15 protein-coding genes and 1 other RNA gene are annotated in these 17,477 nt (G+C 68.9%); 7 read left to right on the top strand and 9 right to left on the bottom strand.

Annotated features, from left to right (window positions below; all coding sequences use genetic code 11):
• Positions 1 to 6: 6 nt before the first annotated feature.
• An RNA gene (gene ffs / locus DFP85_RS07235) (signal recognition particle sRNA small type) lies at positions 7 to 103 on the top strand.
• Between the two features lie 332 nt (positions 104 to 435).
• On the top strand, positions 436 to 1,155 hold the full coding sequence (locus tag DFP85_RS07230; RefSeq protein WP_133635626.1) for a tellurite resistance TerB family protein: 720 nt from the start codon (positions 436 to 438) through the stop codon (positions 1,153 to 1,155).
• Positions 1,156 to 1,302: 147 nt separating this feature from the next.
• Here DFP85_RS07230 and DFP85_RS07225 read toward each other — a convergent pair whose 3' ends face one another.
• The 9 genes from DFP85_RS07225 to DFP85_RS07185 all read right to left on the bottom strand — a co-directional run bounded on the left by DFP85_RS07225 (position 1,303) and on the right by DFP85_RS07185 (position 9,694).
• Positions 1,303 to 2,082: an amino acid ABC transporter ATP-binding protein gene (locus DFP85_RS07225; RefSeq protein WP_279512923.1), complete on the bottom strand. Its 780-nt coding sequence runs from the start codon at positions 2,080 to 2,082 to the stop codon at positions 1,303 to 1,305.
• A 22-nt stretch (positions 2,083 to 2,104) separates the two neighbouring features.
• The gene (locus DFP85_RS07220; RefSeq protein ID WP_133635625.1) at positions 2,105 to 2,758 is read right to left on the bottom strand and encodes an amino acid ABC transporter permease; all 654 of its coding nucleotides are present in this window, start codon (positions 2,756 to 2,758) and stop codon (positions 2,105 to 2,107) included.
• Positions 2,759 to 2,783: 25 nt separating this feature from the next.
• Positions 2,784 to 3,440 (bottom strand): amino acid ABC transporter permease, encoded by a 657-nt coding sequence (locus DFP85_RS07215; RefSeq protein WP_133635624.1) that lies wholly within the window; start codon positions 3,438 to 3,440, stop codon positions 2,784 to 2,786.
• A gap of 81 nt (positions 3,441 to 3,521) precedes the next feature.
• The gene (locus DFP85_RS07210; RefSeq protein ID WP_243737229.1) at positions 3,522 to 4,325 is read right to left on the bottom strand and encodes a transporter substrate-binding domain-containing protein; all 804 of its coding nucleotides are present in this window, start codon (positions 4,323 to 4,325) and stop codon (positions 3,522 to 3,524) included.
• Between the two features lie 187 nt (positions 4,326 to 4,512).
• Positions 4,513 to 5,703, bottom strand: coding sequence for an acetyl-CoA C-acyltransferase (locus tag DFP85_RS07205; RefSeq protein WP_133635623.1), 1,191 nt, complete (start codon positions 5,701 to 5,703; stop codon positions 4,513 to 4,515).
• Entirely contained in the window at positions 5,700 to 6,983 is a 1,284-nt protein-coding gene (locus tag DFP85_RS07200; RefSeq protein ID WP_133635622.1) for an ArgE/DapE family deacylase, read from the bottom strand. The genes DFP85_RS07205 and DFP85_RS07200 overlap by 4 nt, the downstream gene beginning before the upstream one ends.
• Positions 6,983 to 7,636 carry a 3-oxoacid CoA-transferase subunit B gene (locus DFP85_RS07195; protein WP_133635621.1) on the bottom strand — a complete coding sequence of 218 codons (654 nt, stop codon included), beginning with the start codon at positions 7,634 to 7,636 and terminating at the stop codon, positions 6,983 to 6,985. Before DFP85_RS07195 ends, DFP85_RS07200 begins: the two co-directional genes overlap by 1 nt.
• Positions 7,626 to 8,327, bottom strand: coding sequence for a CoA transferase subunit A (locus DFP85_RS07190; RefSeq protein ID WP_133635620.1), 702 nt, complete (start codon positions 8,325 to 8,327; stop codon positions 7,626 to 7,628). Before DFP85_RS07190 ends, DFP85_RS07195 begins: the two co-directional genes overlap by 11 nt.
• Positions 8,324 to 9,694 carry an aminotransferase family protein gene (locus DFP85_RS07185; protein ID WP_133635619.1) on the bottom strand — a complete coding sequence of 457 codons (1,371 nt, stop codon included), beginning with the start codon at positions 9,692 to 9,694 and terminating at the stop codon, positions 8,324 to 8,326. Before DFP85_RS07185 ends, DFP85_RS07190 begins: the two co-directional genes overlap by 4 nt.
• 112 nt (positions 9,695 to 9,806) lie before the next feature.
• Between DFP85_RS07185 and DFP85_RS07180 the strand changes: the two genes are divergently transcribed.
• From DFP85_RS07180 to dnaX, 5 genes are all read left to right on the top strand, one after another.
• On the top strand, positions 9,807 to 10,730 hold the full coding sequence (locus tag DFP85_RS07180; RefSeq protein ID WP_133635618.1) for a LysR family transcriptional regulator: 924 nt from the start codon (positions 9,807 to 9,809) through the stop codon (positions 10,728 to 10,730).
• Positions 10,731 to 10,827: 97 nt separating this feature from the next.
• Entirely contained in the window at positions 10,828 to 11,859 is a 1,032-nt protein-coding gene (locus DFP85_RS07175) for a histone deacetylase family protein (protein ID WP_133635617.1), read from the top strand.
• Between the two features lie 50 nt (positions 11,860 to 11,909).
• A complete protein-coding gene (gene cysK, locus DFP85_RS07170; protein ID WP_133635616.1) occupies positions 11,910 to 12,881 on the top strand; it encodes a cysteine synthase A in 972 nt (323 codons plus the stop codon).
• Positions 12,882 to 13,082: 201 nt separating this feature from the next.
• On the top strand, positions 13,083 to 15,344 hold the full coding sequence (locus tag DFP85_RS07165) for an EAL domain-containing protein (RefSeq protein ID WP_133635615.1): 2,262 nt from the start codon (positions 13,083 to 13,085) through the stop codon (positions 15,342 to 15,344).
• Between the two features lie 138 nt (positions 15,345 to 15,482).
• Entirely contained in the window at positions 15,483 to 17,459 is a 1,977-nt protein-coding gene (gene dnaX, locus DFP85_RS07160; protein ID WP_133635614.1) for a DNA polymerase III subunit gamma/tau, read from the top strand.
• Positions 17,460 to 17,477: the final 18 nt, after the last annotated feature.

Raw genomic sequence — 17,477 nt, 5'->3', positions numbered from 1 at the left:
TGGCCCCGTCGGTCCTCCCGCAACGCTAGACCGCAAACCCCGCCAGGCCCGGAAGGGAGCAACGGTAGTGGTGGACGCGTGTGCCGGGATGTGGCTGTCGGGGCTGCCTCCATTTCTGGACATGTAATCGATTCAAGGGCGTTTATCGCCACCGGCTTGGTCGACTGCCTGATCCGGTGCCCCCATCCCCTCCTTGTGACATTCGAACCCGTCAGGGGCTATACCAACCCGGTATCATCCGTTCCGCGTGCTCATGGCGCGTCGACCGATGCGTTTCCTGCCGCCCTGATGGTCATGCGTATCATGCCTCTCGCTGTCTGGCGTGACGCGACCTGCTGCTTCCTGCCTTGTGACGCGGGGTGCTAATCTCTTTCCCATGAAGGCATAGCCCCCCCCTATGGGGCCTTTCCTGCCTGTCATCGGGAGCGAACCACCATGAATGCGAGCCGTATCCTCGAACAGATCATGAAGCAGGCCGGCAGTGGCCGGCAGGGCAGCGGCCAGTCGGGCGGCGGCCTGGACGTCCAGGGAGTGATCGACAGCCTCTCCTCGCAACTTGGCGGCGGCGGCCGGAAGTCGGGGCAGGGCAGCGGGGTCGACGTGAAGAGCCTGCTCGGCGGCGGTGCCCTGGGCCTGCTGGTCGGCTCGAAGCGTGGCCGCAAGCTGGGCGGCAAGGCCATCAAGTACGGGGCCATCGCCGGCGTCGGGATGCTGGCCTGGAAGGCCTGGCAGAACTCACGCGGCGATGCGCAGGCCGACTCCAGCCGGGAAGGCCATGCCATGGAGCAACTGCAAGGCGATGCGCGGGAGCAGCGCAGCCTGGAGCTGCTGCAGGCGGTGATCATGGCGGCGCGGGCCGATGGCCATATCGATGACCGCGAGCGCGCCCTGATCACCGAGCAGATCGATGGCCTGGGCGCAGATGCCGAACTGCACGGCTGGGTGCAGCGCCAACTCGAGGCGCCACTGGATGCCGAGGCACTGGCCCGGCAGGCGGACTCCCCCCAGGCCGCCCGCGAGATGTACCTGGTCAGCGTGGCGGTGGTCGACGACCAGAACCCCATGGAACGGGCCTGGCTCGACCAGCTGGGTGGCGCGCTGGGGCTGGACGACGGCATGAGGCAGGAGCTCGAGCGCCAGGCGCTGGGGGCCTGAGCCGGGTCGACAGAACGTTGAGCTCGCCTTCGACATCCAGCGTAAAGGGCGCGACGGTCTCGAAGTGGCGGACCTGCCCACGCTCCTCGAACAGGCCCGGCGAGAGAGGAGCGGCGACGATGCGCGGCTGCTGGAACAGGCATTACCTCAGGCCTGTGCGCCCAGGTGCTTGCGCAGGAAGTGCTGGGTGCGTTCCTGGTCGGGATGGCTGAACAGGTGCTCCGGGGTGTTGGCCTCGACCACCACGCCGCCGTCCATGAACATCGCCCAGTCGGAGACGTCACGCGCGAAGCCCATCTCGTGGGTGACGATCAGCATGGTCATGTGCTCCTCGGCCAGGCCCTTCATCACCTGGTTCACCTCTTCCACCAGCTCCGGGTCCAGCGCCGAGGTGGCCTCGTCGAACAGCATCACCTTGGGACGCATGGCCAGCGCCCGGGCGATCGCCACTCGCTGCTTCTGCCCGCCGGAGAGCGAGCTCGGGTAGGCCTGGGCCTTGTCTGCCAGCCCCACCCGCTCGAGCAGCTCCATGCCCAGCTCCCGGGCACTCTTCGTCTCCATGCCCTTCAGCTTGCGCGGGGCCAGGGTCACGTTGTCCAGCGTCGACATGTGCGGGAAGAGATTGAAGTGCTGGAACACCATGCCCATGTTCTGACGGATATGGTTGATATGCCTCTCGAAGGCCATCCCCTTGAGGTCGGGGCGGTTCACCTGCACGCCATCGAGCAGGATCTGCCCCTCGTCGATCACCTCCAGGTTGTTGATGGAGCGCAGCAGGGTGCTCTTGCCCGAGCCCGACGGGCCGATGATGGAGATGATCTTGCCGCGGTCCACCCTGAGATCGATGCCCTTGAGCACCTCGAGGTCACCGAAGCGCTTCTTGACCCCCTTGAGCTCGACCATCGGCGTGTCTGTCGTCTGTGTCATGCGTAAACCTCGTCGGTAGGGGTTAGCGGCGGTAGGCGGCGCGGCGTTCGATCCACGACTGGCCGGCCTCCATCATCAGGTTGATCAGGTAGTAGATCACGGCGATGGTGATGTAGAACTCGAAGGGCCGGAAGGTGATGCTGATCGCGTACTGGGAGACGTACACCAGCTCGCCGATGCCGATGGCGGAGAGCACCGCGATATCCTTCACCATGATGATCATGTTGTTGCTGAGCTGCGGCAGGGCGCGATAGAAGGCCTGGGGCAGGATGATGTAGAGCAGTGTTCGCAGGTGGCCGAAGCCCAGTGAGCGCGACGCCTCGTACTGGCCGCTCGAGACCGAGCGGATGGTGGCCATGAAGATGTCGGCGTTGTAGGCCATGTAGTGGAAGCCGAGTCCCAGGATCCCCACCACGATGGCCGGGATCAGGATCAGCTCGCCGAGGCCGAAGTAGAGGAAGTAGAGCTGCAGCAGCAGCGGGGTGGTCATGAACAGCCAGATGAAGAAGCGCAGCGGCCAGTTCACCACCTTGCGGGTGTAGAGCGAGATCACCGCCACCAGCTGGCCGCCGAGGATCGACAGCAGGGCGACCGCCAGGCCGATCAGCAGGGTGACGCCCACCCCCTTGAGCAGGGTGGGGAAGTAGTCGATGACGGGGGTGAAGTCGAATTCCATGAGAGTGTCCTGATGGTGGTCAAGCCTATCGGAAGGTGTAGCGAGTGGCCCGGCGATAGAGGAACTCGACCATGCCCATGACGGCGTAGATGATCACGATGTACATCAGCGCGCTGAGCGTGAAGACCTCCAGGGGCTTGTAGGTGGAGCCGATCAGGCGCTGCGCCTGGTAGGTCAGCTCGACCACCGAGATGATCGAGACCAGCGAGGAGTTCTTGACCAGGATGATGGCGAGCACCCCGATGGAGCGGATCATCAGGCCGGCCGCCTGGGGCAGGATGATGTAGCGCAGCGTGGCCAGGCGCCCAAAGCCCAGGGAGCGCGAGGCCTCGTTCTGGCCGCTCTCCACCGACTCGATGGCGCCGCGCATGGCCTCGCTCATGTAGGCCCCGATGTTGAAGGCACCCACCACCACCCCGCAGGTGAAGGGGTCCAGGCGAAGGCCGATCGCCGGGCCGCCGTAGAAGACCAGCAGCAGCTGCACGAAATAGGGGGTGCCGCGCACCACGCTGATATAGGCGCGGGCCAGCCAGCGCAGCGGCGGCAGGCGGGCAGTCCTCATGACCACCAGCGCCGCGGCAATGAAGAAGCCGAAGAACAGCGCGCGGGCGGAAATGTCGACGGTGACCCACGCCGCCTTTACCAGCAGCGGCGTGATGTCGATCATCAGGTTGAAGTCCATGGTCCTGTGACCCTGCGTTGGGATTGTCGTGGCGGGTCGAGGCGACGAGGCCCCGGCCGTGCGCCTGCCGGGGCCACGGCCTCAGTTGAAGTCGACGCCTGCGCCGATCCAGGTGTCGACGATCTCCTGGTAGGTGCCGTCGGCGCGGATCTCGGCCAGCGCCTCGTTGAGCGCCGCCTTGAGCTTCGGTGAGCCCTTCTGGACCGCGATGGCGGCCGGGAAGCGCGGCAGCTCGCCGACGTCGACCTGCTTGATGGGGAGGTCGTCCTCGTTGAGCGCCACGTAGACCGGGATGTCATCGGCCACCATCACGTCGATGCGCCCGGTGGTGAGGGCGTTGAGCATGTCCGGCAGCCCCTGGAAGGTCTGGTTGCGCCAGCGCCCCTCGGCCTTCTCGGTGGCCCACTGGTTGCCCGTCTCGCCAAGGGTCGAGCCGACCCGCTTGCCCTCGAAGTCGGCGATGCTCGAGACGTCGTCGGTCTCTTCCCGCACCCAGATGGAGAGGCCGGAGCTGTAGTAGGGATCGGTGAAATCGACCGCCTTCTGGCGCTCCTCGGTGGCGCTCATGCTGCAGATGCAGGCGTCGAAGCGACCGCCGGCCAGGGCGGCGACGATGCCGTTCCAGGGCGAGGTCTGGATGTTGACCTCGACGCCCATCTTCTCGGCCAGGGCCTCGGCGATATCCACATCGAAGCCGACCAGCTCACCGTCGGTGTTCACGAAGCTGAAGGGAGGGTAGGCGCCGGAGTTGGCGACCTGGAAGACATCCTCCTGGATCTCCGGGAGGTCCCGCGCCTGGGCGGGGAGGGTGGCGAGGGTGACGGCACCCAGCAGTGCCAGGGTGCCGATGAGGGGGCGAACAAAGGGTTTCTTGTGCATTGTCATGTCAGTGCCTGCTTGTTGTTGGTGATGGTGGTATATCGATGGTGTCGTGCTGACCGAAGCCGGCTCAAGGGCCTCGCCTCTCGGTCGTGACGCCGCGGCGCCAGGGAACGCATCGCGCGGCTTGCGGGGTGTCTCCTCCTTTTCGTCTACCTGGATATTCGAAACTAGCAGGCGCCAGTGGCACCTGTCATACGCGCTCGAGGATCACGGCGATGCCCTGGCCACCACCGATGCAGGCGGCCGCACAGCCGTAGCGCCTGCCTTCGACTGGCAGAATGCGTGCCAGGGTGCCGGCGAGCCGGATGCCGGTGGCGCCGAGCGGATGGCCCAGCGCCAGGGCGCCGCCCCAGACGTTGACGCGCTCGGGGTCCAGTGCCAGCTCACCCATGGCGTGCAGCGGCACGGTGGCGAAGGCCTCGTTGATCTCCCAGATATCGATATCCTCGACGTGGAGGCCGGTCTGCTGCAGCACGCGGCGAATGGCGGCGGCCGCTCCGGCGCCCATTCGCTGCGGGGCGACCCCGCAATCGGCTACGCCCACCACCCGGGCCAGGGGCGTGGCGTCATGGCGCGCCAGGGCGTGCTCGGACATCAGCAGGGCGGCGGCGGCCCCGGAGGTGAGCGGCGAACTGTTGCCGGCGGTCACGCGGCCGCCTGCCAGGAACACCGGGTCGAGGCCGGCCAACCGCTCGGCACTGGTGTCGGCGCGGATATTGGCGTCCCGGGCGACCGGTTCGCCCTCGGCGTTGGCCAGGACCAGGCGCTCGCCGTCGAAGCGTCCCGCGGCATCGGCCGCCGCGGCCCGTCGGTGGGAGGCCAGGGCGAAGGCGTCCATGGCCTCGCGCCCGATGCCCGCGGAATCGGCCAGGCGCTCGGCGGTCAGGCCCATGTTCAGGGCCACGTCGAGCTCGAGCCAGGGGGCCTTGTGCAGCACGGTCGGGCTGGTCAGCACGCCCTCCTTGAAGAGCGCCGGCCCCATGGGGACCCGGGTCATGTTCTCGAAGCCGCCGGCGATGCCCACCTCGGTGGCGCCGGCCTGTATCTCCCGTGCAGTGCTGCGCAGGGCGGCCAGCCCCGACCCGCACTGCTGGTCGACCTGGCGGCTGGCGCAGCCGCGGCCCCGCTCGCCCAGGCGCTCGGCGAGCCACAGCGGATAGCGGCCGCCGAAGCCCCACTGCTCCTTTACCGGCAGGGCGCAGCCCACACTCAGGTCTTCCACGGCGGCGCCGTCGAGGTCCTGGCGTTCGAGCAGGGCGTCGATCACGCCGGCCAGCAGGGCGTCGCCGCGGGTATCGGCCCAGGCGTCCACCTCCGGCTTGCGGGGATGGGCGCGGGTAAAGGCACTGCGGGCGTAGTCGGCCAGATAGGCGTCTCTCATGCGCTCGGCTCCTCTTGTGTGGCCTGCTGTCCCCAGCGGTGGAGGAAGAGCGCATAGGTGGTCAGCACGTGGCGGATGGAGTCGATCTCCACGCACTCGTCCACGCCGTGGATGCGCTGTGCCACCGGGCCGTAGCAGGTGCCGTTGATCTCCCCTGAGACATGGAAGGCGCGCAGGTCGGTGGTGCAGGTGGAGAGGTAGTGGGCCGGCGGCTCCCCGAGCAGCGCCTCGTGGCATGCCGAGAGCAGCCGGATACCGGGGGTGTCCAGGTCGACCAGGTGCCCTTCGGAGCGGAAGCCGTGGAAGCTCACCCGGGGGGGCGGGGTGTCGTCGTCGAGTTCGGCGTGGCGGGTAGCGATCGCCTCGCGCACCCGTTCCATGGCGTCGTCCGGGGACATGCCCGGGGGGAAGCCGACACGCCCCTCGAGCACGGCATGGGCCGGCACGCTGGAGGCCCAGTTGCCCCCCTCGATCCTGCCGATGCTGAGGTTGAAGGGGTGGGGGTGGCCTTCGTAGGGCGCCGGGCGCGGCAGGGCGTTGATTTCCGTCTCCAGCGCCTTGAGCGCCGGCAGGTACGCCTGCAGGGTCTCGATGGCATTGCGGCCGGCGGCAGTGTCGAGCACGTGGGCCGGCACCCCGTCGAGGCGCATGCGGAACCACAGCACGCCCACCTGGCCGCTGTAGATCTGTGCGCCGAAGGGTTCGGGGATCAGCACGAAGTCGCCGCCGTAGCCCTGATGCAGGCAGGCCAGGGCGCCGTTGCCGGTGCACTCCTCCTCGATCACCGTCTGCAGGGTCAGGGGGAAGTCGATGGTCGCCCCGGCCCGGCGCACTGCCACCACCGCCATCACCATGGCGGCGATGCCGGCCTTCATGTCGCCGGCGCCGCGGCCGTAGAGCCAGCCGTCCCGTTCCCAGGGCTCCCAGGGCGGGCGGGTCCACATGTCGGTGGGCTCGGCGGGCACCACGTCCAGGTGGCCGTTGAACACCAGGTGCGGGCCCTTGGCCTCGGGGTTGAGCCGCGAAACCAGATTGTAGCGCCCGGCGTTGTCCCACTCGGTGGGCGCCCGGTGGGGGTGCTCGGCAAAGCCCGGGGCGTCCAGTGGCACCCGGGTGGCCGGCAGGTCGAGTCGCTCGAGGCAGGCCTCCATGGTGTCCAGCGCCCCGTGCTCCTGGCCCAGCACGCTGTAGCCGCGCACCAGGTCTCGGGTCAGCGCCAGGGTGTCGTCCATCAGCGCCTCGCAGGCGGCGACGATGCGTCTTTCGGTGGCATCCAGCATCAGAACCTCCCCAGCCGTGACTCGTCGATGATCAATGCCGCCTCGGTGGCCGCCTGCAGGTCCGCGGGGTCAAGGCCCTCGGCGATGTCCACCACGGCAAGCCCCTCCGGGGTCACGTCCATCACCGCCTTGTCGGTGATGATGCGCGACACGCAGCTACGGGCGGTGAGCGGCAGGCGGCAGCGCGCCAGGATCTTGGGGTTGCCGTGCTTGTCGTTGTGGGAGCAGAGCACCACCAGCCGCCTGACCTTCTGGGCGAGTTCCATGGCGCCGCCGATGCCCGGCGAGAACTTGCCGGGGATCTTCCAGTTGGCCAGGTTACCCGCGGCGTCGACCTCGAAGGCGCCCATGAAGGTGAGGTCGACCCGGCTGCGACGGATCATCGCGAAGGAGGTGGCGCTGTCGAAGACGCTGGCTCCGGGGCGGGTAGTGATGTAGGCCCCGCCGGAGTCGATCATGTCGTGGTCCGGTGCCTCGCCCTCGCGACGCGGGCGGCAGCCCAGCACGCCGTTCTCCGAGTGCACCAGCACTTCCATCTCGTCGGGCAGGTAGTGGAAGAGGCGGGTCGGCAGACCGATGCCGAGGTTGACGATCTGGCCGGGGATCACCTCCCGGGCGGCCCGGGCCAGGATGCGCTGGGTGTCAGAGGCCATGGGGGCGCACTCCCTGTTCGCTGGTGGCACGGTCGACCTGCACCACCTGGCTGACGAAGGCGCAGGGGGTGTGGATGGCATCGATGGGCAGCTCGCCCGGGGCGTCGAGGCGGTAGGCCTGGGCGATCACCCGCTCGGCGGCCATGGCCATCAGCGGGTTGAAGTTGCTGGCGGTGGCGCGATAGATCAGGTTGCCGTAGCGATCGGCCCGCTCGGCATGCACCAGGGCGACGTCGGCGTGCAGGGCGGGCTCGATGCCCCAGGGGCGGCCGTCGACCTCGACCTCCCGGCGGCCCGCGGCGATCTCGGTGCCCTGGCCGATATCGGTGAGAAACCCGCCGTGGCCGGCGCCGGCACAGCGGATCTTCTCGGCGAGCAGCCCCTGGGGGTGGAAGCTCACCTCGAGCCGCCCGGCATTCATCGCCTCGATGGCGGTGCGGTTGAGCCCCAGGTGGGAGGTGATCAGCCGCGTGACGCGGCCCGCCTCGATCAGCTTGCCGATGCCGATGCCGGGCTCGTTGGCGTCGTTCTTGATCAGGGTGAGGCCGCCCTGGCCGGATTCGAGCAGGGCGTCGAGCAAGGCGAAGGGGGTACCCGGCGAGCCGAAGCCGCCCACCATGATCGTCGCCCCTTCGGGGATGGCGGCCACCGCCGCCTGGATGTCGCGGACCTTCTCGGTGAGCAGCGTCATGACGGGCGGACCTCCGTCGGCCGGGCCGCGGGGGCACCGGCCTCGTCGGTCAGCGCCCGGTCGAAGCGTGCCATGGCACGCGCCAGCCGTTCGAGCAGGGTCTCCACCTCCTCGGCGGTGATGGTCAGCGGCGGGGTGACCAGGAAGTGGTCCCCGGCGACGCCATCCAGGGTGCGACGGGGGTAGATCAAAAGCCCCTCTTCCCGGGCCAGGGCGGTGATCTGGGCGAAGCGGTTCTGATCGGCGGGGAAGGGCTCGCGGGTCGCCGGGTCGGCCACCAGTTCCACCCCCCACAGCAGGCCGAGGCCGCGCACGTGGCCGACCCAGGCATGGCGTTCGGCGAGTGCCCAAAGGCCGGTACCGAGCTGCTCGCCGCGCGCCCGGACGTTTTCCAGCAGCCCCACGCGGCGGATGGCCTCGATGACGGCGAGGCCGGTGGCGCAGGCCAGCGGGTTGCCGGCATAGGTGTGGCCGTGCTGGAAGCCGCCGCTGGCCATGACCTCGGTGACGATGTCGCGGCGAGTCAGCAGTGCCCCCACCGGGTAGTAGCCGGCGCCCAGCCCCTTGGCGGTGACCAGCAGGTCGGGCGTCACGCCATAGTGCTGGTAAGCGAACCAGGTACCGGTGCGGCCCACGCCGGTGAGCACCTCGTCGAGGATCAACAGGCAGCCGAACTCGTCGCACAGCGCGCGGATCCCCTTGAGGTAGCGCTCGCCCAGCAACCGGGCGCCGGTGCTGGCGCCGCCGATGGGCTCCAGCACGACGGCGATGATCGACTCGGGCCCGGCGGCCTCGATGGTCGCCCGGGTCTCGGCCAGCACGTGGTCGACATGGGCGTCGTCGTCGGCGTCCCGGTGACGATAGAAGTCCGGCCCCGGCACCTTGAGCGAGGCGTGGGTAAGCGTGGTGAAGGGGGCCTCCAGGGGCTGGTAGCCGGTGACCCCCAGCGCGCCCAGGGTGCTGCCGTGGTAGGAGGGGCGCAGGGAGACGAAGCGGCGCCGCTGCGGTGCGCCGGTGGCAACGAAGTACTGCCGGGCCAGCTTGAGGGCCGACTCCACGGCCTCCGAGCCGCTGGAGACGAAGAATACCTTGTCGAGCGCGCCGTCGGTGAGCCCGACCAGGGCATGGCCCAGGGCCAGGGCGGGGGCGTTCTCGAACTGAGTACGGTAGGTGAAGGCGACCCGGTCGAGCTGGGCCAGCATGGCATCGCGGATATCCTGCCGGCCGTGGCCTAGGTTACAGGAAATGGCGCCGGAGCAGCCGTCGAGGTATTCCTTGCCTTGGGTGTCCCAGAGGGAGACGCCTTCGGCATGGCTGACTTCCGGCAGGGCGGGGCCGGCCTGGTAGAACAGCGGAGAGTCGGTCATCGAGGCTTCCGTTTGTCGTTATGGTGTTGAGGGGAGGCTCAATTCAGTCTAGGTAGCGTCGCCAGCATATTTCAATATATGATGTTTTTTTCGTATTCAATGAGTTTGAGTCATGGCGAGCGTGACCATCCACTCCCTCAAGGCGCTGGCGATCTTCAAGACGCTTTACGAGGCGGGAAGCGCATCGCAGGCGGCGCGGACCCTGGGCATCACCCAGTCCGGGGTCAGCCGATCGCTGGCCCAGCTCGAGGAGAACCTCGGGATCCAGCTGTTCCTGCGCGAGAAGAACCGGCTGGTGGCCACCCCCGAGGCCGGTGAGCTCTACGACGAGATCCTGCGGCTGATGGGCAATATCGAGGAGCTGCGCCACAGCGTGCTGGCGCTCAAGGAGTTCGGCACCTCGCGGCTGCGGATCGCCTCGATTCCCGGTCTCTCCTTCGGCTTCGTGCCTCGCCTGGTGGCGGCCCTGCTCGAGGAGAATCGTCGCTTCAGCGTCAGTCTCGACATGATGTCCAGCCACGAGGTCCAGCTGGCCGTGGAATCGAGCCACGCCGATATCGGCTTCGTCACCCTGCCGGTGGCCTCGCGAGTGCTGGAGGTGGAGCCCTGGTTCACCACCGAGGCGGTCTGCCTGATGCCCGCGGCCAACCCCCTGTCGGCCAAGGTGCGGATCGGTGTCGAGGATTTGCGCGACCAGCACCTGGTGATCAGCAACCAGCCGAGCATCAGCACCAACCCGCTGCTCGAGCTGACCACTCGCCACGGTATCCGGATCGCCGGCAAGACCGAGGCCAATATCGGTACCATCGCGTCGCTGGTGGCCAATGGCGTGGGGATCACGGTGATGAATCCGGTGACCGCCAGGGATCAGCTCTCGTCCCGTGACGAGGTGGTGGTGAGACCCTTCCATCCGGCCATGGCGTTCGGCTTCGGCCTGGTCTATCGCGGGGAGTGGAAGCGAGCCCGCGCCCTGGGGTTCCTGCGCAAGCGGGGGCGGGCGCTGGTGGCGGACTACACCGGGGAGCCGGTGGCCTGAGACGACGAGCGGGACCGGTCCCTGTCGGCTCGTCGGGCATGGCGCGCTTGCCTGGCGCATGGCATGGTCAGGCGATGACCCTATACAGGATGGCAGGATGATCACCTTTCACAGCGAGACCACCAAGTTGCGCCGGGCGCGCACCGAACTGGACGGCGGCCAGCTGGTGACGCCCTACGAGTGCCCCGAACGCGTCGACCTGGTGCTGCAGCGGGTCCGGGAGAGCGGCCTCGGCGAGGTGCGTGAGCCGGTCGTCCACGGGCTGAAGCCCGTGCTGGCCGTCCATGACCCGGGCTATGTCGAGTTCCTCGAACACTGCTGGGCGGACTGGGTCGCCGCCGGTCGCAAGGGCGAAGCGATCGCCTGGATCTGGCCCACCCGGACCATGCCGGGAAGGGTCATCCCCGACCACATCGACGGCCGGCTGGGCCACTATGCGCTGGGGGCCGACACCTCCATCTGCGAGGGCACCTTCGAGGCGGCCATGGCCAGCAAGGATATCGCGCTCTCCGCGGTGGACCACGTGCTGGCGACCGGCGAGCCGGCCTTCGGCCTGTGCCGTCCGCCGGGCCACCATGCCGCCACCGACCAGTTCGGCGGCTACTGCTTCTTCAACAACGCCGCCGTCGCCGCCCAGCGAGCGCTGGACGCCGGCCGGACGCGAGTCGCGGTGCTGGACATCGACTTCCACCACGGCAACGGCACCCAGCAGATCTTCTATGCGCGCGACGACGTGCTCTTCCTCTCCCTGCACGGGGACCCGCGGCACTGCTTCCCGCATTTCCTGGGGCACGCCGACGAGACCGGGGAAGGGGCCGGGGAGGGCTTCAACGTCAACTACCCCATGGCGCCGGGGACCGACTATGCCACCTGGGTCAAGGCGCTGGAGAATGCCAAGCAGCGCATTCTCGATGCCGGTTGCGACCTGCTGGTGGTCTCCCTGGGGGTGGATGCCTTCGAACACGATCCCATCAGTGCCTTCCGGCTGGCCAGCGACGACTTCACCGACGTGGGGTGTCGGCTGGGGCAGCTGGGCCTGCCCACCGTCTTCCTGCTCGAGGGCGGCTACGCCGTGGCGGAGATCGGCCTCAATGCGGTGAATGTGCTGAGCGGATTCGAGGGGGCCTGAGCCACTCCGGCCTACACTGATGGCATGCCCATCCCGAGGAGGAAGCCCCCATGCCACGCATCTACGAGGACAACTCCCGGTCGATCGGCAACACCCCGCTGGTCAGGCTCAATCGGGTCAACGAGGGGGCGACGATCTGGGCCAAGATCGAGGGCCGCAACCCGGCCTACTCGGTCAAGTGTCGCATCGGGGCGGCGATGGTCTGGGACGCCGAGGCCCGTGGCGTGCTCACGCCGGGCATGACGATCATCGAGCCCACCAGCGGCAACACCGGCATCGCGCTCGCCTTCGTGGCCGCCGCCCGCGGCTACCCGCTGGTGCTGACCATGCCGGCCTCCATGAGCCTGGAGCGGCGCAAGGTGCTCAAGGCCCTCGGCGCCGAGCTCGTGCTGACCGAGCCAGCCAGCGGGATGCCCGGCGCGATCGCCCGGGCCGAGGAACTCGCCGCCGCCGACCCCGGCCGCTACTTCCTGCCCCAGCAGTTCGAGAATCCCGCCAATCCCGGCATCCACGAGACCACCACGGGGCCCGAGATCTGGGCCGACACCGAGGGCCAGGTGGATATCTTCGTGGCCGGCGTGGGGACCGGCGGTACCCTGACCGGGGTGGCCCGCTACCTCAAGCAGGGCCAGGACAAGGCGGTCATCACCGTGGCGGTGGAGCCCAGCGACTCGCCGGTGATCACCCAGGCAATCAACGGCGAGGCGGCGACGCCGATGCCCCACAAGATCCAGGGCATCGGCGCCGGCTTCGTGCCGGCCAACCTCGACCTGTCGCTGGTCGACAGGGTCGAGACGGTCACCAATGAGGCGGCGATGGCCATGGCGCATCGGCTGATGCAGGAGGAGGGCATCCTCTGCGGTATCTCCTGCGGTGCCGCCGTGGCGGCCGCGGTGCGCCTCGGCCGCCTGCCGGAGTATCAGGGCAGGAACATCGTCGTCATCCTGCCCGACAGCGCCGAACGCTATCTCTCCTCGGCGCTCTTCGAGGGGCGCTTCGGCGAGCAGGAGAGCGTGCAGTAGCGTGCCTTCGGCCCTGGCGGGACCTGACAGCCGTCGGCGGGCTTGGCGTTTAACGAGCGTGAGGCCACACTAGGGCTGCAAGGGGCGGGGGCGAAGCATGCACAACACTCCAGGGGATGACGAAGCCGTTCGGATGAGGCGCGATGCCGGCATGCAGTTCGCGCGCATTGCGTTCAGCACGCTCTCGGGTGGCCCGCAGTGATGCGACGATCGCAGCGACGCATCGTGTTGCTGGCCATGCTCGGCATCCTGGTCACCGGGGCCCTGGTCGGCCTCGCCACGGCCTGGCCCCTGTTCCAGGCCCATCGCCAGGCGCTGGAGACCAATACCCTGATCAGTGCCTCCGCCCAGGCGGAATCCCTGGAGCACCTGCTGGCGCGCTACCGGGACCTGGCCAGGCAGTTCACCAGCCGCACCGAGATCCGCCGCCGCCTGGCACGCTATGCCGAGCAGGCCCTGGATCGTCAGTCGCTGATCGCCTTCACCACGCCGCGGCTGGTGGATGCCATGCTGCAGTCCCCCGACCTGGTAGGGCTGGTGCGGCTCGGCCCGGCGGGCCAACCGCTAGTGACGATCGGTCGCACGCCCTGGCCATCGTCGGGCGCTGAGCGGGCGGAGGCCCCCCGGCCCGGCAGCATGCATATGGTCCGTCATGACGATCAGCTGCTTATCGAGGTGGCGGCGCCGATCATCTCCATGGACAGTGAGCGCATCGGCACCGACGTGCTCTATTTCGACCCGTCGGGCATCACGGCGCTGCTCGCCGATGCCACGCGCTTCGCCGGCGACTCCCGGCAGTGGTTGTTGGGTCCCTCCGGCGAGAACCTGCAGGCGGTGGGTGAGGAGGGAACGTTGACGCGGGCCGATACCTCGCCACTGATGCCCGACCGGGTCCACGAGGCCCTGGAAAGGGGGCAGGCCGGGTTGTTCCGTGAGGGCGGCTGGCGGGGCGAGCGCGTGCTGGTATACGTGCCCCTGGCTTCCCGCGGCTGGGGGCTGCTGGTGCAGATTCCCGCCCGGGCGTTCTACGGCTCGGCCTACCACGAACTTCGCTGGCCCGCCATCCTGGTGCTGGTGCTGATGGCCCTGGGCGCCTTCGTCACGGCACGCACCATCAGTCCGTTGCTGTCGCGCATCACCGATCAGGCCGGGCGGCTGCGCATCTCGGCCAACTATGACCCGCTGACCGGCCTGTCCAACCGGGCGCACCTCAATGAGCGACTCGGCATGGCCCTGGAGCGTGCGGAAGCGGCGCATGGGCAGCTGGCGGTGCTGTTTCTCGACCTCGACCACTTCAAGGGCATCAACGACAGCCTGGGCCATCCACTCGGAGATCGCCTGCTTCACGCGGTGGGCCAGCGACTGGGCCGAGCGGTGCGCGACGAGGACGCGCTGGGGCGGCTGGGAGGGGACGAGTTCCTGCTGGTGATGCAGAACCTGCACGAGCCTGCCGATGCCGGCCGGGTGGCACAGAAGCTGATCGATGCCCTGGTGCAGCCCTTCGATATCGATGAGCATGAGATCTTCATCGGGGCCTCCATCGGCATCAGCGTCTATCCGCGCGACGGGCGCAGTGCCGAGGAGCTGATCCAGCACGCCGATACCGCCATGTACGGCGCCAAGGCCCTCAAGCGCAACACCTGGCAGTTCTTTACCCCCGAGCTGGGCGAGGCGAGCCGCGAGCGCTTCGCCATGGATACCGGGCTGCGCCGTGCCCTGGAGCGTGACGAGCTGGTGCTGCACTTCCAGCCCCAGGCGAGGGTGGCCGGCGACCAGGTGTTCGGGGCCGAGGCCCTGGTGCGCTGGACGACCCCCGAGGGCGAGCTGGTCGGCCCCGGGCGCTTCATCGCCCTGGCCGAGGAGGCCGGCCTGATTCATGCGATTGGCCGCTGGGTGCTGCACGAGGCCTGCCATCAGGCTCGGCAATGGGAGCTGAGGGGCCTGCCATTGCGGGTCTCGGTCAATCTCTCGGGACTGCAGGTGGTGCAAGGGGATATTGTGGGTGATGTGCGGACCGCGCTGCACGAGAGCGGGCTCTCGCCCTCGCGACTGGAGCTCGAGATCACCGAGGGCTTCGTGATCGGCCATGCCGACGAGGGGCTCGAGCGGCTTCACGGCTTGCGTCAGCTGGGCGTCGAGCTGGCCGTGGACGACTTCGGTACCGGCTACTCCTCCCTCTCCTACCTCAAGCGCCTGCCGGTGCAGTGCCTGAAGATCGACCAGTCCTTCGTTGCCGACGTCCCGGGTGACCCCGATGACGAGACGATCGTCGCCGCTATCCTGTCGATCGCCGAGCGCCTGGGGCTGGACGTGATCGCCGAGGGGGTGGAGACTGCCGAACAGCTGGCCTTCCTGAAGGCCCTGGGCTGTCCCGCCTATCAGGGCGACTACCTGAGTCCGCCGCTCACCGCCGAGCAGTTCGAGCACCGTTGGGGCGGCGGAGGGCTGGTTCGTGAGGCCTGAGCCGGGCGCCGCTTCCCGCAGGGCGCCCCGGTCGCTAGAATGTCCGGTCCCAGTCGGACATCGGGCCCGGTCCAGGCAGGCCCCGGTGTCCGTCACCCCACAGCTGCTGTTCGCTTTACCGCAAGGATTCCGCGCTGCATGAGCTATCAGGTTCTGGCCCGCAAGTGGCGACCGCGTACCTTCCATGAACTGGTCGGCCAGGAGCATGTCCAGCGCGCGCTGGTCAATGCCCTGGACCAGGGACGCCTGCACCATGCCTACCTGTTCACCGGGACCCGCGGGGTGGGCAAGACCACCCTGGCACGGATCCTGGCCAAGTGCCTGAACTGCACGGCGAACGGCCAGGGCGACGCGGGTGTGACCTCGACACCCTGTGGCGAGTGCGACAGCTGCCGCTCCATCGACGAGGGGCGCTTCGTCGACCTGATCGAGGTCGACGCCGCCTCGCGCACCAAGGTGGAGGATACCCGCGAACTGCTCGACAACGTCCAGTACGCGCCGACCCAGGGGCGCTACAAGGTGTACCTCATCGACGAGGTGCACATGCTCTCCACCAGCAGCTTCAATGCCCTGCTGAAGACCCTGGAGGAGCCGCCGCCCCACGTGAAGTTCCTGCTGGCGACCACCGACCCGCAGAAGCTGCCCCCTACGGTGCTGTCGCGCTGCCTGCAGTTCACCCTCAAGCACATGCCGCCCGAGCGCATCGTCGGCCACCTGGCCAAGGTGCTCGAGGCCGAGGGGGTGCCCTTCGAGGAGAGTGCCCTGTGGCTGCTCGGCAAGGCCGCCGAGGGTTCCATGCGCGATGCCATGAGCCTCACCGACCAGGCGATTGCCTTCGGCCAGGGCGAGGTGCGCCATGCCGACGTGGCGGCGATGCTCGGCACCCTCGACCATCGCCATGTCCTGGCGCTGGTCGAGGCCCTGGCGGCGGTGGATGCTCCCCGGCTGCTCGCCGAGGTGGCCGCCCTGGCCGAGCAGGGCCCGGACTTCGCCGCGGTGCTGGATGACATCACCGGCGTGCTGCACCGTCTGGCCATCGCCCAGATGGTGCCCGATGCCGTGGACAACGGCCATGGCGACCGCGAGGCGCTGCTCCAGCTTGCCGCGCGCTTCACCGGCGAGGACATCCAGCTCTTCTACCAGATCGGCATCCAGGGCCGTGGCGACATGGAACATGCCCCGGACCTGCGCACCGCCCTGGAGATGACCCTGCTGCGCATGCTGGCCTTCCGCCCCCAGGGCGTGCCGCGTCCCGCTCAGACGCCGCTACCCATGCGGGGCCAGGGCGAGTCCGGGGGCGCGGGGTCGGGTGGCAACACGCCCCCGCAGGACGGGGAGGCCCCCGAGAAGCCCCCCTCACCCCGGCCCGCCCAGGCTGCCCCCGAGCCGCCCGCCGAGCCCCCGGCGGCCAGTCCGCCTCCCGACATTCCCCCACCGGCGCCTGCCGCCGAGGCTGAGTCGGCCCCATCGCCGGACGATACGCCTCCCCCCTGGGTCGAGCGCGAAGAGGAAGGCGCAGCCGCGTCGGCACCCGCAGCGCCAGGGGGCGAGCCCGAGCCAGGCATGGCAGCGCCATCCGCGTCGCATGACCCCGTGGCAACGGAACGCCCGGCACAGCAGGCGATGGCGGCACCGGCGGCCGCCGAGCCTCACTCGCCCGACCCCCAGGCGCCCGACACCCAGGTAGCCCCCGCGCCCGTGGCGGAAGGGCACTTCGGCCATGCCGACTGGCTGGCCTGCTTCGAGTCCCTGGGGCTGGGCGGGCTGACCCGCAACCTGGCCGCCCACTGTGTGGTCGAGGCCGACGACGGCGAACAGCTCACGCTGCGCCTCGACCCCTCCCAGGAGGCGATGCAGGCCGAGGTCCACGTGACGCGCATTCGCGAGGCGCTGGCGGCGATCGGCGTCGAGCGCCGCCTGGCACTGGCGCCGGGCGCGCTGCCCCCCGAGGTCGAGACCCCCAGGCAGCAGGCCGACCGCCTGGCTGCCCAGCGGCATGCCGAGGCGATTGAAGCCTTGAGCCGTGACCCCCATGTACAGAAACTGCAGCAGGCCTTCGGTGCGCGGCTGATCGAATCCACGGTCAAGCCCGCCGATGCCGAGGCTCGCGGTTGAGCCGCGCCGCTGCCACCG

The sequence above is a fragment of the Halomonas ventosae genome (assembly GCF_004363555.1).
GTDB classification, from domain to species: Bacteria; Pseudomonadota; Gammaproteobacteria; order Pseudomonadales; family Halomonadaceae; genus Halomonas; species Halomonas ventosae.
The sequence above is the reverse complement of the archived record's forward strand: the minus strand, read 5'-3'. Positions and strand labels throughout refer to the sequence as shown.